This is a genomic window from Corynebacterium sp. ACRPF (genome assembly GCF_022347395.1).
GTDB classification, from domain to species: domain Bacteria; phylum Actinomycetota; class Actinomycetes; order Mycobacteriales; family Mycobacteriaceae; genus Corynebacterium; species Corynebacterium tuberculostearicum_D.
Genome location: NZ_JAKRNB010000018.1, coordinates 1 through 22,182, shown reverse-complemented (window position 1 = coordinate 22,182; position 22,182 = coordinate 1). Strand labels below are relative to the sequence as shown.

The following is a 22,182-nucleotide window of genomic DNA, read 5'->3' as shown; positions in this document are numbered from 1 at the left end:
TGGTCTCCATTGCACCACAGGTACAATCACCTGTCATGTCGAGCACGCAACCTACCGCACCGCAGTCCCCAGAGGTCAAAGTCATTCGCTCTGCCAAGCGGAAGAAAACCGTGCAGGCGCGCATGGTATCCGGGGTGCTCGAGGTGCGCATTCCCGCGTGGATGTCCGCGCGCGATGAGCGCGATGCAGTCGCGGACATGTTGGCGCGGGTGGAAAAGAAACAGGGCAGCGGGCGCCGCACGGACGCCCAGCTCGAGGAACGTGCGCGGCGGCTCAACGCGGCGTATTTAGATGGCCGCGCGACCATCGGTTCTATTCGGTGGGTGAGCAATCAAAATACGCGGTGGGGTAGCTGTACTACCTCCACCGCGGATATTCGGCTGAGCGACCGGCTGCAACACGTGCCGGACTATGTGCTGGATTCAGTAATCATTCACGAGCTCACCCACACCTTCATCCCACGCCACGGGCGGGATTTTTGGCAGTGGGCGGACAGGGCACCCCACGCTGAGCGGGCGAAGGGCTATCTTGAGGCCTATCAGCGCTGGGGCTGCTAGTTCTCCTCGTCCTCGTTGCCCTTCTCCTTCTTGTCGTCTTGGTCTTCCGGCTTCTCGGACTCCTTGGACTCGTCGCCCTGCGCCGCAGAAGTATCCTCGCCGTTCTTCAGCATTTCCTCCAGCTTGGCAAACTCTTCTTCAAAGCCCTCATCCGGGCCTTCGTCCAGCAGGGAGTCGATAAAGGCGGCCGGGTTATCAAGGTGCTCCGCAGTGGGCAGGAAGTCTGGGTGATCCCAGGCCTTATCGCGCTTTTCCGCGCCCACGGCGACGGTGGCGCGGCGCCATAGCTCAGCGGCCTCAGAGACCTTCGGGGCATTAAGCTCGATGCCGACCACCTTGCTAAAAGCGTTCTCGGCGGAACCGCCGGTGCTGCGGCGGTGAGCCCATGCCTGGGTCAGCTTCGAGGTCGACGGGATGCGCTCGCCCAGTGCCTCAGTAACGACGTGCTCGGCCCAGCCTTCCACCAGTGCCAGCAGGGTCTCGAGGCGGGATGCGGCCGCAGTGTTCTTGGAGGTAATGCGCGGGGAGAGGTCCATGCCCTGCAACTTGCTCATTGCATCCTGGATTGCCTGTGGATCGCCGGACTCGAGGTTGAGCTCGCGGGTGACTTCCTCCAGATGGGAGGTATCAATAACCAGGCCGATGGCATATTCCTCCACGGAGGAGACGATGCGCTCTACCAGCCAGGGCACGTGCTTGAACAGGCGCTGGCGGGCAGCCTCGCGGGCGGCAATATAAACCAGCACCTCCTGGCCAGGAACATTTAGCTCGCGGGCGACCTTCTGGATGGTCTGTGGCAACAGTGCCACGGTATTGGCTGGGGCGATGGGCAGGCCGAAGTCGGAGCCGGTCAGCGCCTGGGAGGCCAAATCGCCCAAGGCGTGGCCGAGCTGCATGCCAAAGTTCATGCCAGACATCTGGTTCATCATCTTGGTCATGGGGCCCATCATCTCGCGGGCCTCTTCCGGCATGGATTCCAGCTGAGCATCATTCATGTGCTCTGCCACCGGGGTGACCATGCGCTGCCACGCCGGCATGGTCTCCTCCAACCACTGCTTGGAATCCCAAGCCTTGGCCGTGCCGGAGGCGGTGGGCAAATAAGTGGCGTCATCAAGCCAGAGCTCCGCCAAGCGGACGGATTCCTCTACGGCCTTGGTATCGTCCGCGCTTACCGCCTTGGACTGCGAGATCTGCTGCAGGGCGATGCGCTTGGCCATGTCGTAATTGACTGGGCCGGAGTTTTCCGGCGAGTTCATGGAAGAGCCCATGCCGGACAGCATCTGACCGAACTGGTTCAGCATGTCACCCAGGCCGCCACCATTAGCGCCGCCGAATGCGCCGAACGGGTTCTGGTCACGACGTCCGTCATTATCGTCGTCATCGTTATTGGGGAAAGAAAAACCGAATCCGTTGCTCATGCGTACTAATCTACCGGCACCATCCGGCTACTTTCCATGATCCCCGCTACGCTGACAGCGAACACTACGGCAAAGGTTGTAGGGTATTGATCCGTGAATTCTCCTGCTAGCCGTCGCGTCCGCACCATCGCATGGGGTGCCATCCCCGTCGTCCTCACCGGTGCGTTGGTATCGCTTGACCATATCCCCGGCACCGATGTGTCTTTGACCGTGCCTTATGCCGCCGAGGGCCCAGGACCCACGGTGGACACATTGGGTGAGGTCGACGGCACCCAGGTCGTTGATGTCCAGGCGCCGAACACCTATGACACCGACGGCCACCTCAACATGACCACGGTCTCTGTGCGCACCAATATGACCCTGGCGCAGGCGCTAGGCCGCTGGATGATGACCGATGACACCATCGTGCCCATCGATACCGTCATTCCGCAGAACATGAGCGATAAAGAGGTAGAAGAGTCCAATAAGCAGGCCTTTACCCAGTCCGAGTCTGCCGCGACCGTCGCGGCAATGGATTACCTGCACCTGCCGGTAAAGATCACCATCGCGGAAGTCATGGATGAGGGCGCGGCGCAGGGCACGCTGAAGAAGGACGATGTCATTACCGCAGTAGACGGCAAGGAGGTCTCGGAGCCGGGCGAGGTCCAAGACGTCATCAAGCAGAAAAGCCCTGGCGATAAGGTCACGCTGACCGTCCAGCGGGGCGGCAAGGAGCAAGAAGAAGAAATCGAGCTAGGGGAGAACCCGAAGCAGAAGGGGCAGGCAATGCTGGGCATCGCCATGCTCTCGGTCCCGCAGGATGATATAAAGGTCAAATACAACCTGCAGGATATTGGCGGTCCCTCCGCCGGCATGATGTTCACCCTGGCGGTCATCGATAAGCTCAACGAGGAAGATCTCACCGGCGGCAAGTTCGTGGCCGGTACGGGCACAATTCAGGAAGATGGCAAAGTAGGCCCCATTGGCGGCATCCAACATAAAATCGCTGCGGCGCACGAGGCGGGCGCGGAGCTCTTCCTCGCGCCGAAGGATAATTGCTCCGAGGCCGCCGCGAGCGACCACGGCGATATGCCCATCGCGGAAGTTTCCACCTTGGATGAGGCAGTGTCCACGATGAAGGACTTCGCGGACGGCAAGGATATTAAAACCTGCCAGTAGTCGGCCTACTTAGCTAGGCCCAGCTCCTTGATCTTCTCTTCCGGGTCTTCCTGGTCGGAGGAGATCATCTGCTGCATGACCATGCCTTCTTTATTGTCCACCACGGTAATAACAGCGGTGGTGCCCAGCGTGGACCAGCCCACAACGCGGTCACCGCTATCTTCAATGACCTGCGAGCTGCGCAGCTCGGTAAGCACCTGCGTGGTCTGCTTTGCCTTGGAGTGCGAGCGGAAGAACTGGAACTGGCCTACCTTCGGCCCAGAGCAGTTATAAGAGTCATCCCCGCCCGTGGAATCGCAGCGGTCGAACTGCGCGAAGAGCTCCTGTGGTGCCACGGGTGCGAAGATGTCATAGGCCTTGGACACAGACTTTTCCAATTTTTCGTTGCCGGGCTCCTTGCTTGCCGACGCCCCCTCAGACGCCCCCGAGCTTTCCGCCGCGCTCGATTCCGCGCTGGACGCAACGGTGGAAGAGGAGCTAGAGGCGGTGCTGGTTTCCTCAGCGGTATCCGCCGCAGGGGCGGTGGACTCGGCGCCGGCGGTGGTGGTCTCCACGGGGGCGTCGGCAGGCGCGGCATCGTCCGAGGAACAAGCGGCAGTGCTCACGCCTACACCCAGCAGAAGCGCTGCTGCGGTGGCGCGGGTGGCGGTCAGGCGAGTGAGAGTAATGCGTCGCACGGTAGGAAAATGCTCCTTAGTCGCAGGCAAGAATTGTCACTTCAGTCTAATCTAGTTCATCCGGGTCTTGGTTCAGCCCATAGCGCAAGGCCGCAATGACCCCCGGAGCTACCTGCGGGCCGCCGCGCAGTTGGATGTCATCTTCCGCGAACGGGCCGGCCGCTTCCAGCTCTTCCTCGGTGGGGCGCAGCTGTAATAACGTGGTTTCGATGCCTTCCTCGCGCAGCGCACCGGAATAAAGGCGCGCCGGGCGAGGGGAGGGGTCCTCGCTGGAGGTATCGCGGAACTTAATCTCTTGGGCCAAGATGACGCCGGCAACCTCTCGCGGCCAGGCCAGGCGGGAGACATAATCGGCCAGCTGCTCTGAACCGGGCTCGATGTTTTCGGGCACATTATCTTGCACGATGAGGGTAAGCGGTGCGGCGTCCTCTTCATCGAGTGCGGCAAGCTGATCGGCTACCAAGTGGGTGGGAACCAGCGCGAAGATGGTGGGGCGGGCGTCCCAGCCTTCGGCGTGGACGAATTCCACGGCTTCGGTCATCGCGCGGTTTAAAGCTGGCTGTGATAATTCGGGGGAACTCATGAACATCCTTATTCGTTATCTGTGTATTGCTTCCTTAAGCTGGAAGAAGTCTACAGGTTTTAAATTCGCACTAGTTGATTGGAGCTGGCGTTGTCCTTAGGGTCATCCACACCAGCCGCCCCGTTGAAGCGGCCCCCGCGGGTCGCGACAATCATTGCGGCCATCATTGCCGTCCTCTTGTTCTTCGGCCCCATGCTCGTGGGCATGTACACGGATTGGAGGTGGTTTGGTGCGATTGAATACCGGAACGTCTTCACCACCGCGATTATTGCGCGGATAGTCCTCTTTATCATCTTCGGCCTTGTGGCCGCTGCAGTGGTGTGGGCCGCTGGCTACTTTGCTTGGCGCGGGCGCCCGGATTCGCTCGACCTGGGAGACCTGAACTCGCCGGTGTATCAATACCGCAAGTCCATTGAGAAGTCCATGGGCGTCTTCTTCAAGGTCATCCCCGCCGTGGTGGGCGTCATCGCCGGTTTCATCGGCCAGTCCAATTGGCGCACGGTACTGCTCTTCCTCAACGGCCAGGAATTCGGCGAACAAGACGCCCAGTTCCACCACGACCTAGGTTTTTATGCCTTCACGTTGCCAGTTCTCAAGATGGTGGTCAGCACCCTGTCCATCTTGTTGATCCTGGCCTTCCTCATCGCGCTTTTCGGCCACTACGTGCTGGGAGGCATCCGCATTGGCAATAAAGCCGCCGGTGTGCGCGGCTCCATCTCCCACCCCGCCCGCCTGCAACTGGCGATTACCGCCGGATTGTGGATGGTAGCCCAGGTCATTGGCTACTGGTTGGAGCGCTATGAGCTGCTTAATACCCAGCACGACCTCTTTACCGGTGGTTCCTATACCGATATTCACGCCTACCTGCCGGCGAAGATCATCTTGATGATCATTGGTGTCTTTGTGGCCGTGGCCCTGTTTATGGCCGTTGTCATCAAGGACCTGCGCATCCCCGGCCTGGCCGTGGTGCTGATGCTGCTGTCCTCGCTGGTCATTGGCCAGGCATGGCCGCTGCTGATGGAACGCTTTTCCGTACAGCCCAACCGCCAGGCGAAGGAAGAAGAATCCATCGCCCGCAATATCGAGGCCACGCGCTATGCCTATGGGCTTACGGATGAACACGTCACCTATGAAGACAACTGGGGCGGGGAGGAAGTCTCCGATGACAAGGTGGCCTCTGATAACGCCACCATCAATAACCTCCGCCTGCTGGATCCGGAGATCCTTTCTCCTACCTTTACGCAGATGCAGCAGCTGAAGAACTTCTACGGCTTCCCAGAGACGCTGTCGATGGACCGCTACGAGATCGACGGCAAGAAGCGCGACTTCGTCGTCGCCGCTCGCGAGTTAGATCCGAACGAGCTGCGGGAGAATCAGTCGGACTGGATTAACCGCCACACCGTCTACACCCACGGCAACGGTTTTGTGGCAGCCCAGGCCAATAAGGTCGACGAGGTAGCCCGCGATGCAGGTTCTGCCCGCGGTGGCTTCCCCATCTTTACCGTGTCTGACCTGCAGACCCAGGCCGGCGAGTCCGAGGGCGAAGGCGAGACCCAGGACGCCGAGAAGTCCCTTGGCATTAAGGTAGACCAGCCGCGCATCTACTACGGCCCGGTCATTGCCGGCGCGGCCGATGGCATGGATTATGCGATTACCGGCAAGACCGGCGATAACCCGGTCGAGTACGACACCGATAGCTCCACCTATACCTATGACGGCAAGGGCGGCGTTGGCATTGGCAATATCTTTGATCGCACCATGTATGCCGCCAAGTATCGCGAGCTGAACTTCCTGCTCTCGGACCGCGTTGGCAGCGAGTCCAAGCTGCTGTATGACCGCGATCCGCGCGAGCGCGTAGAGAAGGTTGCTCCGTGGTTGACCACCGATTCCGCTACTTACCCGGCCGTGGTTGATGGCCGCCTGAAGTGGATTGTGGATGGCTATACCACCCTGGAATCCTTGCCTTACTCCCAGCGTGCCTCGCTTTCCGACGCCACCCAAGACACCCTCAATCCCGATGGCACCACCCAGCGCTTGGTCAATGACAAGGTCGGCTATATTCGCAACTCGGTCAAGGCCACCGTCGATGCCTATGACGGCACTGTGGACCTCTACGAGTTCGACAAGAATGACCCAGTGCTCAAGGCCTGGCAGGGCGTCTTCCCGGACGTCGTTAAGCCTGAGGCGGAGATCTCCGATGAGCTGCGCCAGCACTTCCGCTACCCGGAGGATATGTTCAAGGTGCAGCGTGACCTCTTGGCGCGCTACCACGTGGATGACCCGAATGTCTTCTTCAATAACGACGCCTTCTGGTCCGTGCCGAACGACCCCACTGCGGAGGAATCCCGCCAGCTCAATCAGCCGCCGTACTACGTGATGGCCGCTGACCCGGAAACCGGCAAGCCGACCTTCCAGCTGACCACGTCTTACCGTGGCCTCAACCGCGAGTTCTTGTCTGCGCACATGGCCGTATCCTCCGAACCGGAAAACTACGGCGATATCACCGTGCGCGTGCTGCCCACCAACACACAGACCCAGGGCCCGAAGCAGGCACAGGATGCGATGATGTCCTCCGACCAGGTCGCCCGCGACCGCACCCTGTGGGAGGGCACCAATGACCTGCACAACGGCAACCTGCTAGCCCTGCCAGTAGGTGGCGGCGAAATCCTGTACCTCGAGCCGATTTACTCGCAGCGCAAGGACCAGGCTTCTGCCTTCCCGAAGCTGTTGCGCGTGCTCGTGTCCTATAAGGGCCGCGTGGGCTATGCCCCGACCATCGGCGATGCCCTCGAGCAGGTGGGAATCGACGCCAAGTCTGCCCAGAACATCGAGGAAGTTGACGGCGATTCCGAGGACAAGGACGGCGCCAAGGATGAGGAGAAGAAGAACGAGTCTAAGGACGATAAGCCTTCGGCCCCGGCTTCCGCTCCGTCTTCTTCCGACGAGGCGGGTGCCATCGATGACATCAACAAGGCCCTGAAGGGGCTTGAAGATGCGCGCGATGGCTCCTTCGAGGAATACGGCCGCGCCCTGGATGAGCTCGACAAGGCTGTGGAGTCTTATCAGAAGACGGACAAGTAGTTCCGGCTTATAATCGCGATCGATTAGGCACCTGCCCAGCGGATTTGGGTAGGTGCCTTTCCCTATGTATAGTTACATGAGTCGCCGGGACAGAGCGAATACACTTTGTGTTAACGCACTGTTCAAGCGCAGATGATGGAAGTCATCTCGACGCGGGGTGGAGCAGCTCGGTAGCTCGCTGGGCTCATAACCCAGAGGTCGTAGGTTCGAATCCTGCCCCCGCTACCAACTTCCAGGCCCTCATCGGTTCGCCGGTGAGGGCCATTTTTTATTTTTGCTTACTGGGCGGAATCTAGTGAACGTGCGGCGACACGGTCTGTAGCGGGAAAGTAGCAATCAGGCTCTAGACAGCAAACCCTTACCTAGGTAAGGTAAGCCTATGCAAAAGAAAGACTTCATGAATGTGCGTGCAGTTATCGCGCTCGTAGCCACCTTAGCTCTAGGCGCTGGCCTTGTTGCGTGTTCTTCTGATTCTTCTTCCAAGGAAGGAAACGGAGAAAAGAAAATCGAGCGAGTTGTGGCGCTCGATTGGCGCTATGAGGAAATTCTCAAGGCCCTCGATGTGGACCCAGTGGGAATCGTGGAAATCGGTAAGTCGGAGGCACCGACCACTTTGAAAGGCCAGCTGGGTCAGGCGACCTCTGTGGGCCAGGCCAAGCAGCCGAACCTAGAGATTATCCAGTCCTTGGAGCCGGACCTGATCCTGGCTAGCCCTACCCGTCAAGCCGATATCATGCCGCAGCTGGAAGAGATCGCGCAGACCGAATCCTACGCAGATGAGACTTACTCGGACGTGCTGGACTCGATGGATGAGATCGCGGCCAAGCTCGATAAAGAGGAAAAGGCCAAAGAAGTCCGTCAGCGCATCGAGGATAAGATTGCTCAAACCAAGGACGCGGTAAAGCCAGGCAGCCGTGCTGTTGTGGCCGGGTGGTCCAGCGAGATGCTCTATACCTGGGTCAATCCTTCCTTCCCCCAGTCGCTACTAAGTGAGGTCGGCTATGACTATGCCTTCGAAGGTGAGAAGTCATCCATCGAATCTAAGACTGATGTAGCGGAACTGACCGGCGATAAGCTCCCTGGCATGAAGGCTGACCGCGTCTTTATGTATAAGGACGTCGATGCGTTTAAAAAGACGCCCTATGTCAAGGGCAGCGGCGACATCGTAGAGGTAGACCAAGATATCTGGTCGCGTGCCCGCGGGCCGCTTTCCGCCGAGCACATGCTCGATGACATGATCGCCGCTGAAAAGTAGTGGCACCACGAACTAAAGCCGGCTCCTGCCTGGTCCTTGCAACCGCTGCCGCCGCTTTCGTGTGGTGGTGGCGGCTTCGCCATGTTCAGGTGCCAGCTGATGCCCCGTGGCTGGAAGAAGAGCTGCATAGCGTGGCCTTTGACCGTCTCCTTGCCACCACGGTCGTCGGTATCGCATTAGGGGTCGGCGGGTTATTACTGCGCACGGCAACCGCGAATCCGCTAGCCGGTCCGTCCATCACTGGTGTGAACTCGGGTGCGGCACTCGGCGCAGTAGCAACAGCAATGTTTATAGGAAGCGAAGCCTCGAGTGTTGACCAGTTACCCGGTGCGCTGTTGGGTGCGGGGATTGCTGTGGGGGTGACGGTGGGCGTCGGTAAGAGCGGTGCCATTCAGCGCATGGTGCTTGTTGGCGTTGCCGTTTCCGCGCTGTGTAGCGCCTTGACCTCCATTTTCTTGGTGATAGATGAAGCTCAACTGGCTACGGTGATGTCATGGCTTTCGGGCCGGCTTGCGGGTGTGCGCTTGGACGATATTATGCCGGCGCTGATTGCCGTGCTGGTCGTGGTTCCCTTGACCTTAGTCGGTGCAAAAATGCTGGACTTGCTCGTAGCAGGCGATGCCGTGGCCGGTGCTGTCGGCGCGAAGCCGGAGCGCATTCGGTTGGCTGCCATTGTGGCGGCGGTAGTGCTTATTGCTCCGGCCGTAGCTGCAACTGGGCCGATTGGCTTCTTGGGGTTGATGGCCGCGACCGTAGCGTGGCGGGTGTGCGGCCCGCACCACCGCATGGGGCTGTGCGTAGCTGGAATTGTTGGAGCAGCGGTGCTTCTGGTGGCCGATTCGGTTGGCCAGGCAATCTGGGCGCCGGCCGAGACCCCAGTGGGCATCGTGACTTCTTTGGCTGGCATGCCATTAGTGTTGTGGTCCGTCCATGCGTTGGGGAGGAGGAAGCATGCGGCATAAGAGATTTGTTGGCGTGCTAGTAGGACTCATCTTGGCGTTGGCGTTGAGCGCAATAATCGGCATGGGCGTCGGTGCGGTGATGAAACCGCCGGGCGAGGTGATTACCGCCTTCGTTACCGGAGAGCCGCTTATCTGGAAGTACCGCGCCCCGCGGATCTTGGTGGGAATCTGCGCAGGTATTGCCATGGCCGTTTCTGGCTGTCTATTGCAATCCGCGCTACGCAATCCTCTGGCCGCACCAGATACGGTGGGTATTACCTCCGGCGGCGGACTCGCGGCCGTTGCGGTACTTATGGGAGCAGGTGCCCTGCCGGCCCACCTGCTGACTTTTATTGCCTTTATTGGCGCGTTGGCGGGAACTGGGGTGGTTCTTCTCCTCGCCGGACGCGGGGCAAGTGATCCGGTGCGCCTGCCGCTTACCGGGGTGGCGGTATCCTTTGGACTGGGCGCCATCACCGAATTGCTCTTGGTGCGGGCCGCCCCAGAGGCAGGAGCGGCCATGACATGGTTGAAAGGTTCGCTTTACGCCCGCTCGCTTGGCGATGCCACCATTGTCGCCCCCTTTATCCTTCTCGCCCTAACCGTCTCGATGGTGGTGGCAAGACACCTGGATATGCTCGCGCTGGATGATTCGACCATGGCCGGCATCGGCGTGAGCACCAAGATGTGGCGCCTAATAGCAGTAGCATTAGCCGTCATCCTCGGCGCCGCGGGAGTCGCCGCGGCCGGGGTCTTGGGCTTCGCCGGACTCATCGTCCCACATGCTGCTCGCTTGGTTGTTGGCGCGAACCTGCGCCGGCAAATACCCGTGGCGGCCCTGGGCGGCGCGGTCCTTGTGACCGCATGCGATACGCTCGGTCGCTGGGCCTTCGCCCCCACGGAAATCCCCGTTGGCGCGCTCATCGCGCTGATCGGTGCACCGTATTTCATTTTCCTATTGACTCGGCTGACCCGAGTGCGAAACGGAGGCTAGACATGACCCTGACGTGTAGCGAATTAACCGTGGGCTACGGTGGCCCCGATGTGGTCAAGGATGTAAATCTTCACTTATCCAGTGGTCAAGTAACCGCTCTGATCGGGCCGAATGGCTGCGGCAAGTCGACGCTTCTCAAGACATTGGGCCGCCAGCTTACGCCCAGCGCAGGCGCGGTGTACCTCTCGGACCAAAATATCAGCAAGTATTCCTCGCGTGCCTTTGCCCGTGAAGTTTCTTTTCTGCCACAACATCCCGTGGCTCCGGAAGGGGTACTAGTGCGCGACGTCATCGGTTACGGCCGCTATCCCTATACAGGGGCGCTAGCGACGATGCGGGCCGGAGATCATGCAGCGGTTGAGCGTGCTGCCTCGCGTGCTGGGGTGAGCGAGCTTCTCGACGCCCCTGCGGCAGACCTTTCCGGCGGTCAGCGCCAGCGCGTCTTCCTCGCCATGACCTTGGCCCAAGAAACACCAATTACCTTGCTTGATGAGCCAACTACTTACCTCGACCCCGCGCACCAATTGTCCATTTTGGATCTGGTTCGAGACCTCAATGGCGCTGGGACCACAGTGGTCATGGTGGTCCACGATATGGTCCATGCCGCGCGTTATGCCGATCGAATCGTAGCCATGCGTGAGGGACGCATTGTGGCCGAAGGGCCTACCGAGGAGGTAATGACCGCTGAACTCGTACGCGAAACCTTCTATGTTGAGTGTTTAGAGATGACTGATCCATCCACCGGTCGACGCTTTCCCATACCCATTTCCGTGCACGCTCCTGAACTTTCTGGAACCCTAGAGGGGAGAAGATAAATCTATTTAAAGGAGTACGAAGCAATGGCGAATAACCTAGGCCACGAAGTCGACCTGGACCGCAACGAATACAAGTACCTGGCATCTGAAGACTCCGTGTCTTCGGCAGCTAAGTCTGGCACCTCCGCTCAGTCCGGTGCGGCTGCAGCGGGTGCAGGCGCTGCAGCGGCAGGCGCCGCGGGCGCTGCCGGCCTATCCACGCCGGTAGGCAAGCAGGCTGCAGATAATGCAGAATCGACCGCCAGCAAGTACGAGCCGCAAAACCACGTCGTCGCTGGTGCCGACGAAGAGCATGTAGGCTCCGCGCCGCAGCAGCCGGACCTGCAGGAGAAGTTGGACGAGGGTAACTCGGACTACGCACCGAGCCAGCACATCGTGGGTGGCGCGCAGGAAGAGCACATCGGCTCCGCGCCGCAGCAGCCAGATCTGCAGGAAAAGTTGGACGAGGGTAACTCGGACTACGCACCGAGCCAGCACATCGTAGGCGAAGCAAACGAAGAGCGTGTTGCTACTGCGCCGAACCAGGACAACGTCAATGGGCAGCAGTCCTCTGAGCGCCTGGATCAGCTAAAGGGCAAGGCATCCGAGGCTGGTAGCGCCGTCGGGGATGCTTTCCAGCGCGCTAAGGGCTTCGTGGAGGACAAGGCACACGAGTACCAAGAGGAGTCCACGAAGAAGGGCGGCTTCTTTGACCGCGTCAAGGGCGCTGTCCGCGATGCTCGCGAGTCTATTGAGGACAAGCGCAAGAACTAACCAGCGCTGAGATTGAGCCGCTTTCCCGGGTTCGGGGAGGCGGCTTTTGTCGTGTATGCAATCCTGCTAATCGTCCAAGGTGCGGAGGTAGAGTCGGCTAATCAGCAGGCGTCTTGGCACGTCCACAAGTGGGCGCAGGAAGGGGAGGAAGGGCTCGGAGGCGGCGTCGATAAGCAGCAGCGTGCGACCATCGCGCAGGCGCTCAAGGGTGAAGGTTTCCTCGCCGCGCTCGAGGTGTCCGGGGAGGGTGCCGTAGGTGAACCCGCAGCGGCCGTCTTCGTGGAAGACATCGACCACGCGACAGCAAAAATCCCATGGGCCGAGGCCCATGGTGACCTCCGCGCCGAGCTCCACAACGTCATGGGTGGGGCGCACGCGGAAAAGGCCGCTGCGTTGGATTGACCAGCGGAAAAGCCGGTGCGCGGCGGTATCAAAATCAGCGTCGATGACTCGTGACATGTGCAGCTGCGGGAAGCCAGAAGTATCGGAATAAGACAGCGGTGTGACCATGCGCCCAATGATAGGGGAGGGGTGATTACCCCCGAATTCTGGAAGAAATATAACGGCTTGGACACAGTCACAGGAGTTTGCTGATTCCACAAATTTTTCGTGCCAGTATCGAGCTTGCACGATGTTGACAACTGAAAGTAGGTACCTTGATGCTTCGCATTCCGCACCTTAAGAAAGTCCTGGTGGGCTCGGCTTTCGCTGGTGCGTTTTTCCTGGGATCCCCGGCCGCAGGCGCCCAGGAATTGCCCCAACCGGATTTCGATTCCGCAGGGATTATTGACCAGGTCCGAGATGGCCTGGCTGGGGTAGGCATCCAAACCCCGCAGGTGGATAAGAACGTCACCGACGCCGTGGATTCCTCTGTGCGCAACGCGCAGCAAGCCGTGCAGCACACGGTGCAGGAGGCGCAGTACGCGGAGCCGATGACCAACCCGAATCCCATCGGCCTAGCGGAACAGGCCACCCAGCCGGAGTTTAAGCCGCAGGGAACCAATCCAAACTATAAGTGGAAAAATGATGGATTTTCCAAGGTAGCTGCGGGCAAGCCACAGGCTGACTACGTGCTGCACCGCGTGCCGGGCTCGTTCTTTGATGCCCCACGCATTCCAGAAGAATCTGTTGCGGCCATGAATGAGGGCGAGTCGCTTTATGGCCCCGGCACCCCGGTTTATGTCGATGAGAAGATGATGTGCACCCTGACTGTGGCGGGCAACGATAATGCTGGCCGCAAGGTTGGGCTTACCGCTGCGCACTGCGGCAACGTGGGGGATTCGGTCACCTCCGCCGATTCGGAGCAGATTGGCCCGACGGGCACCGTGGTGTCCAAGAATGAGGACCTGGATTACGCCGTCATTGAGTTCGGCTCTAAGGCCAAGGTCTCCCGCTCCTACAATGGCGTAACCGTCAATGAGTTGGGCGGCGGCGTTAAGCCGGGCCAGCAGGTGTGCAAGCAGGGCGTTGCCACCGGAAAGACCTGCGGTGTGACCTATCAGCAGGCAAAGAAGATCCAGGTTAACCAGGTATGCGCCATGATGGGCGATTCCGGTGCACCGCTGTTTGCCAACGGCCGCCTCATTGGCTCGATTACCGGCGGTTTCCTGCCGGTGAATTTCCCGTGCCGCACCCCGCTGCAGGGGCCGGTTCATAACCCAACCGCCGCAAACACCATGGATGCAGTCTTGGCGGATATGAACCGTCGCGGTGGCGTAGGTGCTGGCTTTACATTGCCTGAGGACTAGCCTCGCCAAACCTTTGCCCGCTTTCCCAGCCTTGGGGAGCGGGCTTCGTGCATCTTTGGCTGGTGCTAAAACCACAGCCAGTGGGGTATAGCGTGAATTACTTGCGAGCCATATCCAGAAGCCAGTCAGAGAGCCGCGCGATAGTGCAGCCGTCCTTATTGACACGCATCCGCCGCTAACCCGGATGCGAAACTCTGGGTGGCAGGTGCGTGTTACTTCAGCTGCGCAGAAATTCCTAGCCCTGTATTGCGGCTAGGGCGTGCTTGTGGAGCAGGCCGTTGGAGGCGACGCCGGATCCGCCGTGGGGGCCAGGGTTTCCGTCCAGATCCGTAAAAGTACCGCCGGCCTCGGTCACGATGAGGGAGGGCGCGGCGAGGTCCCACAAGGACACCTCGGGTTCGGCGGCGATGTCTACCGCACCTTCGGCCACGAGGCAGTAGGACCAGAAATCGCCATAGCCGCGCAGGCGCCAGGTCTTGTCCGTGAGTGCGAGGAACTGATCGCGCAGGCCGCGTTCGGCCCATCCGGTCAGCGAGCTCATGGCCAGCGAAGAATCGGCGAGCTTTTCCACGTGGGATACGCTCAAGCGCTTCGGCTCGCCGCCGAAAACGCGGAAGGCACCAGCGCCCTTGGCTGCGTACCAACGGCGGCGCAGGGCGGGTGCGGAAACCACCGAAACTACCGGTTCGCCATCTTCCAAAAGGGAGATGAGCGTGGCCCATACGGGGACGCCACGCACGAAGTTCTTGGTGCCGTCGATGGGATCGATGACCCACTGGCGGCCCTTATAGCAGGCCTCGCCGCCGTATTCCTCACCCAGCACTTCATCGCGCGGGCGGGAGCGCTTAAGGGATTCGCGGATCTGCTTCTCACAGGTGAGATCCGCATCCGATACGGGAGACATATCCGGCTTTTCCTTGACGGAAAGATCCGAGGCCTCGAAACGATGCATGGTCACTACATCGGCATGGCCCGCCAGCTCGAGCGCGAGGCCCAAGTCTTCTTTGAACTTACCCACGGAGCCAATCCTCCATCTGATCCACTACCTGTTTATTGCCGGCCAAGCACCATTCGACGCCGCCGGCCTCTACCTTGCGGGCAGCACCGCCGGCCGCCTCCACGAGGGCTTTGCCGGGGAACCAATCCCAATCCGCCACCGAATGCTGCATCCATGCGCCCCATGTGCCATCGGCCACGGAGGACAGGTCAACAGAACCGGCACCGAGCATACGGACTGTAGCAAAGTTTTCCGCCACGCGCTGCCATGCCCCGCGGATATCCGCATCCACCAGCGAGGTTGGGTGCAGATACGTGGATAGTGAAATCTGCTCGGCCGGCTTCTCCTCTAGACGAGCCACCTCTTTCCCGTCGAGGGAAGTGGGGTAGTCTCGGCCGCCGAACCAGGTATAGCCCATGGCGGGGCGGTGGACGGCGCCGAGGGTGATCCCGGTGGCGTCGGTAAGCGCGAGCGCAGAGCACCAATAATCGGAGCCAGAAGAAAAGTTGTAGGTGCCATCGACCGGGTCAATGACCCAGGTCCGGCCGGACTCGGACTCGCGTGCCGCACCCTCTTCGCCGAGGATGCCGTCTTCCGGACGCACGGCCTCGAGCACGCCCGCAACGAAGCGCTCGGCCGCCCTGTCCGCATCCGTAACAACATCCGAGATAGAAGTCTTTTGCTCTACGTCGACGCCCATCTCGCGCAAGCGCCAGGCCAGGCGGCCGGCGTTATAGACAAGGGCCTGCGCAAGGTGCGCATCCCCGTCATCCGCGTGCGCGACAATGAAGGTCTTGATGACCGCGTCGATCATCTCCTGCAAGCTCGGCTTTTGATCCATGCCCACCATTGTCACCCTAAACGCGGCCGATGGCTAATTATGCCGGCCGGGTGGGTAGGATTGGGGCCTATGCGTCCCGAAGTAACAGCACGGCTCAAGCAATTGGAAACCACCCTGACCACCATCGAGAAGGTCATGGACCCGGAGGCTTTGGCTGCCCGCATTCGGGAACTAGAGGCCCAAGCCGGCGACCCATCCCTGTGGGATGACCCCGCCCACGCGCAACAGATCACCTCCGAGCTTTCCGCAGCGCAGGCCAAGGTCCGCAAGTTGGAATCGCTGCGCGGGCGCTTAGAGGACATGCCCGTGATGTACGAACTCGCGGAAGAAGAGGGCGATACCTCCCTGGCGGATGATGAGCTCGATTCCTTGGAGTCTGCCATCGAATCGCTGGAGGTCACCACCATGCTTTCTGGTGAGTATGACCCGCGTGAGGCGGTTATCAATATCCGCTCCGGTGCCGGCGGTGTGGACGCGGCCGACTGGGCCGAAATGCTCATGCGCATGTACACGCGCTGGGCGGAAAAGCACGGCCACAAGGTTGATGTCTATGACATCTCCTATGCGGAGGAGGCCGGTATCAAGTCCGCGACCTTTGTCGTCCACGGTGAATACATGTACGGTCAGCTCTCCGTGGAGCAGGGAGCGCACCGCCTGGTGCGCATCTCGCCCTTTGATAACCAAGGGCGGCGCCAGACCTCCTTCGCCGAGGTAGAGGTGCTTCCGGTGGTGGAGCAGACTGACTCGATTGAGGTGCCGGATTCAGAGGTGCGCGTCGATGTCTATCGTTCTTCTGGTCCGGGCGGCCAGTCTGTCAATACCACCGACTCGGCGGTGCGCCTGACCCACATTCCCACCGGCATTGTGGTGACCTGCCAGAACGAAAAGTCGCAGATTCAAAATAAGGCCTCGGCCATGCGCGTGCTGCAGGCAAAGCTACTGGAGCGCAAGCGTCAGGAGGAACAAGCTGAGCTCGATGCGTTGGGCGCCGGTGGCAACGCCTCTTGGGGCAATCAGATGCGCTCCTACGTGCTGCACCCGTATCAGATGGTCAAAGACTTACGCACCAATTTTGAGGTGGGCGATCCCTCCAAGGTGCTCGATGGCGATATCGATGGCTTCCTTGAATCCGGTATCCGCTGGCGCATGCAGCAACAAGAAGATCAAGCTTAGGTCCATACTGATCGGGCTGAATTGAACGTGAAAAGGCCGAACTGAGGGGAGAAAATCCTCAGTTCGGCCTGATCTCTATGGACTTAACCCGCGTAGTCCATCGGCGCGCCCGGTCCCAGCGGGATGCCGATGAGGTACCAGATGACGAAGAAGGCGAACCAACCCACGATCATGCAGAGGGAATAGGGCAGCGCCAGCGACATCAAAGTACCCACGCCTGCTGGCTTGTAATAGCGCTGCAGGAAGGTCAACGCCAAGGCGAAGTAGGGCGACATTGGGGTGATGATATTCGTTGGGGAGTCGCCGATACGGAAGAGCATCTGGGAAACCTCAGGCGAGACGCCCACATACATCATCATGGGCACGATGACCGGGGCCATCAGGGCCCACTGGGCGGAACCGGAGGTGATGAAGAGGTTGAGCAGTGCAACCATGGCCACGAGTGCCGCAAACATGACTAGAGGCGGCAGGGACCAGTGCTGGAGCAATTCGGATCCCTTAATCGCAGTCCATACGCCGAGGTTGGACCACTCGAACCAAGCCAGGAACTGGGCGACGGCGAAGAAGAGGACCAGCATGGGAACGAGGGTCTCGATGCCCTTGGCCATAAACTCCGGAACATCAGCAAAAGACTTCACGGTGCCTGCCACCAGGCCGTAGACGATGCCGCACACCAAAAATGCCAAGGCGATCGGCACCGCGATGGCGCTAATGAGCGGCGACTCCATGAAGCTATCCCCTTGGCTTGCCAGCGGGGAGCCGGGGATAAAGAGCAGGGCAAAGAAGGCGGCAAGGAAGAGCACGAGCGCGATGCCGGAAGCAATCAGACCGCGCTGCTCGTTGGGCTTGATGCGCATCGCCTCTTCATCATCGGTGAAGTCGTACTCCTCATCCTCCTCTGAATTTGCGCCGGCCCCACCGGCGGCCTTGGAGAAGGACACCTCTTCGTAATTAATGTGGTCGTGGTCCACGAGCTCGCGGGCTTTTTTGACCATGAGGAATTCCGTGACCGCGGTAATGATGAGGGAGAGCACCACGGCAGAAGGGATGACAAAGAAGATATTGGCCAGTGGGCTGACCTCATATTCTGGGGCCACAAACTGCGCGGCCGGGGTGGAAATACCCGCGAGCAGGAGGTCGGTGATATTCAGAATCAGCGAGGCATTAAAGCCGGCAGACGATGCCGCAAAGGCCACCATCGCGCCCACGATGGGGGAGCGGCCCACGGCGTGGAAGGCCATTGCGCCCAGCGGGATCAGGATGACGTAAATGGCATCAGAGGCCACGGAGCCGGTCACGCCGGCCAGTGCCACCACGAAGGTCAGCATCTTGGCGCTGACCTTGGTCACCATCGCGCGCACCAACGCGGAAAGCAGGCCAGACTGCTCCGCCACGGCCACGCCGAGCATCACGGCAAGGATGACGCCGAGCGGCGGGAAGCTGGTGAAGTTCTCCACTGCATCAGTAACCATGCGTGAGATATTCTCGGTGGTCAGCAGGGATTCCACTTCGATGGTCTCGCCGGTCTTGGGGTCCTCAGCGGTCATGCCAATGAGGTGCCCCAGCCACGAGGTCACAGCGACTATGGCTGCGAGGATGACGAAGAGCCAGAATGGATCCGGCAGCTTATTGCCAATCTTTTCTACAGTGCCCAGGAAGCCGCTTGCAGAACGTGGTTTTTCTTTAGTTTCGGTTTCGGCCATTGTATCGGCACTTCCTGTCGATCGGTCGGAACAAATTAGTGTCTTAGACCACATTACTTAAATACAGTTCACAGCGTGGTGTCAACTTTAGTTGCTACAGTGATTCGCGTGATTAGATTCGACAACGTGACTAAGGCCTACTCCGCCGAGTCTCGCCCAGCGCTCGATGGGGTGTCTTTCGAGATCGCTGATGGTGAATTCGCCTTTCTCATCGGCCCGTCCGGCTCCGGTAAGTCCACTTTCCTGGAGCTCATGGTGCGCTATAGCAATGTGACCAAGGGCGATATTTATTTTGATGACTTCCACGTCAACAAGCTTTCCGGCAAGCAGATTAACGTGCTGCGCCAGTCCATTGGCTATGTTTTCCAGGACTTCCGCCTGCTGCCCAAGCTGACGGTGTACCAAAACGTGGCCTTTGCGCTGGAGGTTATTGGCAAGAGCAAGTACCGCATCTCCACCTCGGTCCCGCAAGTCTTGGATCTGGTGGGCCTAGAGGATCGCCGCGATGCTTATCCGCACGAGCTTTCCGGCGGCGAGCAGCAGCGCGTGGCCATTGCGCGTGCGGTGGTCAATCGGCCGAAGCTGCTGCTTGCCGACGAACCCACGGGCAACCTCGATCCCTCCACCGCCGACGAGATCATGGACTTGCTGCTGGGCATCAACCGCCGTGGCACCACAGTGGTGATGTCCACCCACAATGCCCGCGCCGTCAATGGGGCACGCAAGCGCGTGCTGGAGCTGCGCAATGGAGTCCTCGTGCGCGATGAGCACGAGGCGACGTACGAGGGGGAAGCATGAAGCTAGGTTTTATTTTCCGCGAGGCCACCAAGGGTCTCGGCCGCAACCTGACCATGACCATCGCCATGATCATCACCACCGCTATTGCGGTAGGCCTCGTTGTTGCCGGCATCATGGTGACCAACCTGACCAAGGACACCAAGGAGATCTACCTCGACCGCGTTGAGGTTATGGTCCAGCTTAACGAGGATATTTCCGCTGGTGACCAGGATTGCGTGACCCCGGCCTGCGCGGATCTCCAGGGACAGCTCGACGCGGATGATTCCGTCGAGTCCGTGGAATACCGCAACCGCGCGGAATCCTATGAGCGATTCAAGGAACTCTTCCAAGACACCGACCCCGTCATGGTGGAACAAACCTCGCCCGATGCGCTGCCGGCAGCGTTCCACGTGCGCCTGAAGGATCCAGAAGACGCTTCTGCGATCGATGCGATTAGGGATAACCCGGCGGTAGAGGATGTCGTCGACCAGCAGCAAGAAGTGCGCGATGCCGCAAGCAACCTGGACTCTATCCGCAATGCCACCTTTGTGCTGGCTATTGTGATGTCCGTGGCGGCCATCTTCTTGGTGGCCAATATGGTGCAGATCGCCGCGTTCCACCGCACCCGCGAAACGGAAATCATGCGCATGGTGGGCGCGAGCCGGTGGATGACGCAGGCGCCGTTCGTACTGGAAGCAGTGCTGGCCTCGCTCATCGGCGTGGTCTTGGGTGGTGCCGGGATTTTCCTGGGCAAATCCCAGGTGGTAGACCCATCCCTGCAGGGACTGTACGAATCCCAGCTGCTCGCCCCCATGAAGTCTGGCGACCTCTGGATTGCCCTGCCTCTCGTGGGCTTGCTGGCGCTGGTGGTCACCGCCGTCACAGCACATATCGCCCTGCGGTCCTATGTGCGCAAATAGCCCGTTTGCCGGGCCGGCTAAAAGGGCACTACACTGCCATAATTATGGCTAAGAAGGGCAAGAAGAATAAGAAGGCGGCGTCCGGCGAGGCAACGCTCGCTACTAACCGCCGGGCCCGGCATGACTACAAGATCCTCGAGGAATACGAGTGCGGCATCGTCCTGCTCGGCACCGAGATCAAATCCCTGCGGGAGGGAAAAATCTCGCTTAATGATGCCTTCGCTACCATCGACGATGGCGAGGTGTACTTGCGTAACCTGCACATTCCGGAATATTCCATGGGCTCGTGGACGAACCACAGCCCGCGGCGCACCCGCAAGCTTTTGCTGCACCGCCGCGAGATCGACAAGCTTTACGGGCAGGTGCGCAACGGCAATAAGACCTTGGTCCCGCTCAAGGTCTACCTCAAGAATGGCTACGCGAAGCTTTCGCTCGCGCTGGCTCAAGGTAAGCAGGACTATGACAAGCGAGAGGATATTAAGCGTCGCGACCAAGACCGCGAAATTTCCCGCGAGCTCGGCCGCCGCGTGAAGGGCATTAATGTTTAAGACGGCGAAGGTTCACGACGTAGTAAAGGGTGAGGACACCATCCATGGCACTGGGGTGCTGGTGGATCGGATGTGGCCTCGGGGCGTCGCCAAGAGTGACTTGGCCTACGACGAGTGGTTCAAGGACGTCGCGCCGAGCCCCGAGCTGCGCAAGTGGTGGAACCACGACGAGGATCGCTTCGACGAGTTTGCCCGCCGTTACAAGGCCGAGCTCGATGACAATGACTCCGACGAGCTCGCCCAGCTGCGTGCGCTTGCCGACGCCACCCTCCTCTTCGCCGCCGCCAACCGCACGGTCAACCATGCGGTGGTCCTCAAGGAATGGTTAGAGGAGCACTTGAGGAAATAAAAGCGGGTGGGGTAGGGTTGAACGAACCGTAGGGAAGATGCACTATCCCGTCCCTACAGCATGGGGTTGATTTGGTTTCGACTTCGTGCACTGCGCCAGGGGAAGCGTGCCGGTGCAGGCTAACGACCACCGTATAAGCGTCGTAGCAACCAATAAACGCAGAGAAGAACTCTCAGCGTGACTACGCCCTCGCTGCCTAAATACAGCGACGCGTGTCTGTCAGCCTAGGTTTCGTTCCTGACCTAGATCCTGGCATCGACTAAGGAACTAGCCGGCTGGCTGTGTCATCAGGACCAGTCGGGACTCTTACTGGTGACTGGGCCCATCATCCGGACGTGTTCGCCCGATCCGGAGGGCCGAGCAGAGATTCTGTGCGGACTGCGCACGGAGAAGCCCTGGCAAGGTGACGAAGGACCCGGGTTCAATTCCCGGCAGCTCCACCGAAAGGCCCCCGAGAAATCGGGGGCCTTTTTCCATGCAATGGCTTTTAGATCTGCGAACCCTCTCCTGCAGCACTGAGAGGAGGCAATCTCGCAGTGGACTTGGGGCCTTCTATACGGCTTAAGTCGCCCACCGAATCCTGCCTACTGGCGCGGAGTAGTCGGCATGTAGTGCGGAAAAGCCCCGAAAAATCCGACCTGTACTGCGGGTTTGTGTTGTTTGGCGGGGTTGGACTACATTAATCGAAGTCGCCGCGAGGTAGCCGGGAGGTTACTGTTGAGCGAATTTCGTACGGACTTGGTTCGATGATTTGACAGGGTTCATTGAGTTGGGTAAGTTTGTACGAGCCGCCAACGAGAGGTTAACGGTAGGTTAATTTTTTGTGGTGTGCGGATGATGTTTGAGAACTCAATAGTGTGCCAATGTACTTTTTATTTTTTGTGTGCATGGTTG

The 22,182-nt window shown here is 59.7% G+C and carries 21 protein-coding genes, 1 tRNA gene and 1 other RNA gene; 16 read left to right on the top strand and 7 right to left on the bottom strand.

The window, feature by feature from the left end; translation table 11 throughout:
* Positions 1 to 35 precede the first annotated feature (35 nt).
* Positions 36 to 557: a M48 family metallopeptidase gene (locus tag MHX61_RS08935; protein WP_204609879.1), complete on the top strand. Its 522-nt coding sequence runs from the start codon at positions 36 to 38 to the stop codon at positions 555 to 557.
* Here the strand turns inward: MHX61_RS08935 and MHX61_RS08930 are convergent.
* Positions 554 to 1,975 carry a zinc-dependent metalloprotease gene (locus MHX61_RS08930; RefSeq protein WP_204609878.1) on the bottom strand — a complete coding sequence of 474 codons (1,422 nt, stop codon included), beginning with the start codon at positions 1,973 to 1,975 and terminating at the stop codon, positions 554 to 556. The two genes, MHX61_RS08935 and MHX61_RS08930, sit on opposite strands and share 4 nt — an antisense overlap.
* 93 nt (positions 1,976 to 2,068) lie before the next feature.
* Between MHX61_RS08930 and MHX61_RS08925 the strand changes: the two genes are divergently transcribed.
* Positions 2,069 to 3,133 (top strand): PDZ domain-containing protein, encoded by a 1,065-nt coding sequence (locus MHX61_RS08925; RefSeq protein ID WP_239194227.1) that lies wholly within the window; start codon positions 2,069 to 2,071, stop codon positions 3,131 to 3,133.
* A 5-nt stretch (positions 3,134 to 3,138) separates the two neighbouring features.
* Here MHX61_RS08925 and MHX61_RS08920 read toward each other — a convergent pair whose 3' ends face one another.
* A complete protein-coding gene (locus MHX61_RS08920; protein ID WP_239194225.1) occupies positions 3,139 to 3,810 on the bottom strand; it encodes a beta-N-acetylglucosaminidase in 672 nt (223 codons plus the stop codon).
* Positions 3,811 to 3,856: 46 nt separating this feature from the next.
* Positions 3,857 to 4,393: a PPA1309 family protein gene (locus MHX61_RS08915; RefSeq protein ID WP_005322346.1), complete on the bottom strand. Its 537-nt coding sequence runs from the start codon at positions 4,391 to 4,393 to the stop codon at positions 3,857 to 3,859.
* A gap of 123 nt (positions 4,394 to 4,516) precedes the next feature.
* On the opposite strand from MHX61_RS08915, the gene MHX61_RS08910 reads away from it, so the two are divergent.
* The 7 genes from MHX61_RS08910 (at position 4,517) to MHX61_RS08880 (ending at position 12,232) form a co-directional block, all read left to right on the top strand.
* Positions 4,517 to 7,474 carry a UPF0182 family protein gene (locus MHX61_RS08910; protein ID WP_239194256.1) on the top strand — a complete coding sequence of 986 codons (2,958 nt, stop codon included), beginning with the start codon at positions 4,517 to 4,519 and terminating at the stop codon, positions 7,472 to 7,474.
* A 151-nt stretch (positions 7,475 to 7,625) separates the two neighbouring features.
* Positions 7,626 to 7,702, top strand: a tRNA-Met gene (locus MHX61_RS08905).
* 151 nt (positions 7,703 to 7,853) lie between these two features.
* The gene (locus MHX61_RS08900; RefSeq protein ID WP_239194222.1) at positions 7,854 to 8,729 is read left to right on the top strand and encodes an ABC transporter substrate-binding protein; all 876 of its coding nucleotides are present in this window, start codon (positions 7,854 to 7,856) and stop codon (positions 8,727 to 8,729) included.
* A complete protein-coding gene (locus MHX61_RS08895) occupies positions 8,729 to 9,691 on the top strand; it encodes an iron ABC transporter permease (protein ID WP_150850478.1) in 963 nt (320 codons plus the stop codon). The genes MHX61_RS08900 and MHX61_RS08895 overlap by 1 nt, the downstream gene beginning before the upstream one ends.
* Positions 9,681 to 10,664 (top strand): iron ABC transporter permease, encoded by a 984-nt coding sequence (locus MHX61_RS08890; RefSeq protein WP_239194220.1) that lies wholly within the window; start codon positions 9,681 to 9,683, stop codon positions 10,662 to 10,664. The genes MHX61_RS08895 and MHX61_RS08890 overlap by 11 nt, the downstream gene beginning before the upstream one ends.
* Before the next feature lie 2 nt (positions 10,665 to 10,666).
* Positions 10,667 to 11,479, top strand: a complete 813-nt coding sequence (locus tag MHX61_RS08885) for an ABC transporter ATP-binding protein (protein WP_239194218.1) — start codon at positions 10,667 to 10,669, stop codon at positions 11,477 to 11,479.
* A gap of 24 nt (positions 11,480 to 11,503) precedes the next feature.
* Entirely contained in the window at positions 11,504 to 12,232 is a 729-nt protein-coding gene (locus MHX61_RS08880; RefSeq protein WP_239194216.1) for a kinesin, read from the top strand.
* A 66-nt stretch (positions 12,233 to 12,298) separates the two neighbouring features.
* Here the strand turns inward: MHX61_RS08880 and MHX61_RS08875 are convergent, their stop codons facing one another.
* Entirely contained in the window at positions 12,299 to 12,742 is a 444-nt protein-coding gene (locus tag MHX61_RS08875; RefSeq protein ID WP_239194215.1) for a DUF1990 family protein, read from the bottom strand.
* A gap of 149 nt (positions 12,743 to 12,891) precedes the next feature.
* On the opposite strand from MHX61_RS08875, the gene MHX61_RS08870 reads away from it, so the two are divergent.
* Positions 12,892 to 13,980: a S1 family peptidase gene (locus MHX61_RS08870; RefSeq protein ID WP_239194214.1), complete on the top strand. Its 1,089-nt coding sequence runs from the start codon at positions 12,892 to 12,894 to the stop codon at positions 13,978 to 13,980.
* A gap of 235 nt (positions 13,981 to 14,215) precedes the next feature.
* Here MHX61_RS08870 and hisN read toward each other — a convergent pair whose 3' ends face one another.
* Together hisN and MHX61_RS08860 are read right to left on the bottom strand one after the other, a co-directional pair.
* A complete protein-coding gene (hisN, locus tag MHX61_RS08865) occupies positions 14,216 to 14,998 on the bottom strand; it encodes a histidinol-phosphatase (RefSeq protein ID WP_239194213.1) in 783 nt (260 codons plus the stop codon).
* A complete protein-coding gene (locus tag MHX61_RS08860) occupies positions 14,991 to 15,827 on the bottom strand; it encodes an inositol monophosphatase family protein (protein WP_204609866.1) in 837 nt (278 codons plus the stop codon). Before MHX61_RS08860 ends, hisN begins: the two co-directional genes overlap by 8 nt.
* Before the next feature lie 60 nt (positions 15,828 to 15,887).
* On the opposite strand from MHX61_RS08860, the gene prfB reads away from it, so the two are divergent.
* On the top strand, positions 15,888 to 16,991 hold the full coding sequence (gene prfB, locus MHX61_RS08855) for a peptide chain release factor 2 (protein ID WP_204609865.1): 1,104 nt from the start codon (positions 15,888 to 15,890) through the stop codon (positions 16,989 to 16,991).
* Between the two features lie 83 nt (positions 16,992 to 17,074).
* Here the strand turns inward: prfB and MHX61_RS08850 are convergent, their stop codons facing one another.
* Complete coding sequence (locus MHX61_RS08850) at positions 17,075 to 18,694, bottom strand: AbgT family transporter (protein WP_239194212.1); 1,620 nt, start codon at positions 18,692 to 18,694, stop codon at positions 17,075 to 17,077.
* 108 nt (positions 18,695 to 18,802) lie between these two features.
* On the opposite strand from MHX61_RS08850, the gene ftsE reads away from it, so the two are divergent.
* The 5 genes from ftsE to ssrA all read left to right on the top strand — a co-directional run bounded on the left by ftsE (position 18,803) and on the right by ssrA (position 21,731).
* On the top strand, positions 18,803 to 19,492 hold the full coding sequence (gene ftsE / locus MHX61_RS08845) for a cell division ATP-binding protein FtsE (RefSeq protein WP_204609863.1): 690 nt from the start codon (positions 18,803 to 18,805) through the stop codon (positions 19,490 to 19,492).
* Entirely contained in the window at positions 19,489 to 20,391 is a 903-nt protein-coding gene (ftsX, locus tag MHX61_RS08840; protein WP_239194211.1) for a permease-like cell division protein FtsX, read from the top strand. Before ftsE ends, ftsX begins: the two co-directional genes overlap by 4 nt.
* 44 nt (positions 20,392 to 20,435) lie before the next feature.
* The gene (gene smpB / locus MHX61_RS08835) at positions 20,436 to 20,939 is read left to right on the top strand and encodes an SsrA-binding protein SmpB (protein WP_005322310.1); all 504 of its coding nucleotides are present in this window, start codon (positions 20,436 to 20,438) and stop codon (positions 20,937 to 20,939) included.
* The gene (locus tag MHX61_RS08830; protein ID WP_005326504.1) at positions 20,932 to 21,288 is read left to right on the top strand and encodes a DUF488 domain-containing protein; all 357 of its coding nucleotides are present in this window, start codon (positions 20,932 to 20,934) and stop codon (positions 21,286 to 21,288) included. Before smpB ends, MHX61_RS08830 begins: the two co-directional genes overlap by 8 nt.
* A 62-nt stretch (positions 21,289 to 21,350) precedes the next feature.
* Positions 21,351 to 21,731, top strand: a transfer-messenger RNA (tmRNA) gene (ssrA, locus tag MHX61_RS08825).
* Positions 21,732 to 22,182 lie beyond the last annotated feature (451 nt).

Excerpts from the sequence above, each read along its gene's own strand:
- MHX61_RS08935 (WP_204609879.1), top strand. The coding sequence starts at position 36 with ATGTCGAGCACGCAACCTACCGCACCGCAGTCCCCAGAGGTCAAAGTC.
- MHX61_RS08930 (WP_204609878.1), bottom strand. The coding sequence starts at position 1,975 with ATGAGCAACGGATTCGGTTTTTCTTTCCCCAATAACGATGACGACGAT.
- MHX61_RS08915 (WP_005322346.1), bottom strand. The coding sequence starts at position 4,393 with ATGAGTTCCCCCGAATTATCACAGCCAGCTTTAAACCGCGCGATGACC.
- MHX61_RS08900 (WP_239194222.1), top strand. The coding sequence starts at position 7,854 with ATGCAAAAGAAAGACTTCATGAATGTGCGTGCAGTTATCGCGCTCGTA.
- MHX61_RS08890 (WP_239194220.1), top strand. The coding sequence starts at position 9,681 with ATGCGGCATAAGAGATTTGTTGGCGTGCTAGTAGGACTCATCTTGGCG.
- MHX61_RS08885 (WP_239194218.1), top strand. The coding sequence starts at position 10,667 with ATGACCCTGACGTGTAGCGAATTAACCGTGGGCTACGGTGGCCCCGAT.
- MHX61_RS08880 (WP_239194216.1), top strand. The coding sequence starts at position 11,504 with ATGGCGAATAACCTAGGCCACGAAGTCGACCTGGACCGCAACGAATAC.
- MHX61_RS08875 (WP_239194215.1), bottom strand. The coding sequence starts at position 12,742 with ATGGTCACACCGCTGTCTTATTCCGATACTTCTGGCTTCCCGCAGCTG.
- MHX61_RS08870 (WP_239194214.1), top strand. The coding sequence starts at position 12,892 with ATGCTTCGCATTCCGCACCTTAAGAAAGTCCTGGTGGGCTCGGCTTTC.
- MHX61_RS08860 (WP_204609866.1), bottom strand. The coding sequence starts at position 15,827 with ATGGTGGGCATGGATCAAAAGCCGAGCTTGCAGGAGATGATCGACGCG.
- prfB (WP_204609865.1), top strand. The coding sequence starts at position 15,888 with ATGCGTCCCGAAGTAACAGCACGGCTCAAGCAATTGGAAACCACCCTG.
- MHX61_RS08850 (WP_239194212.1), bottom strand. The coding sequence starts at position 18,694 with ATGGCCGAAACCGAAACTAAAGAAAAACCACGTTCTGCAAGCGGCTTC.
- ftsX (WP_239194211.1), top strand. The coding sequence starts at position 19,489 with ATGAAGCTAGGTTTTATTTTCCGCGAGGCCACCAAGGGTCTCGGCCGC.
- smpB (WP_005322310.1), top strand. The coding sequence starts at position 20,436 with ATGGCTAAGAAGGGCAAGAAGAATAAGAAGGCGGCGTCCGGCGAGGCA.
- MHX61_RS08830 (WP_005326504.1), top strand. The coding sequence starts at position 20,932 with ATGTTTAAGACGGCGAAGGTTCACGACGTAGTAAAGGGTGAGGACACC.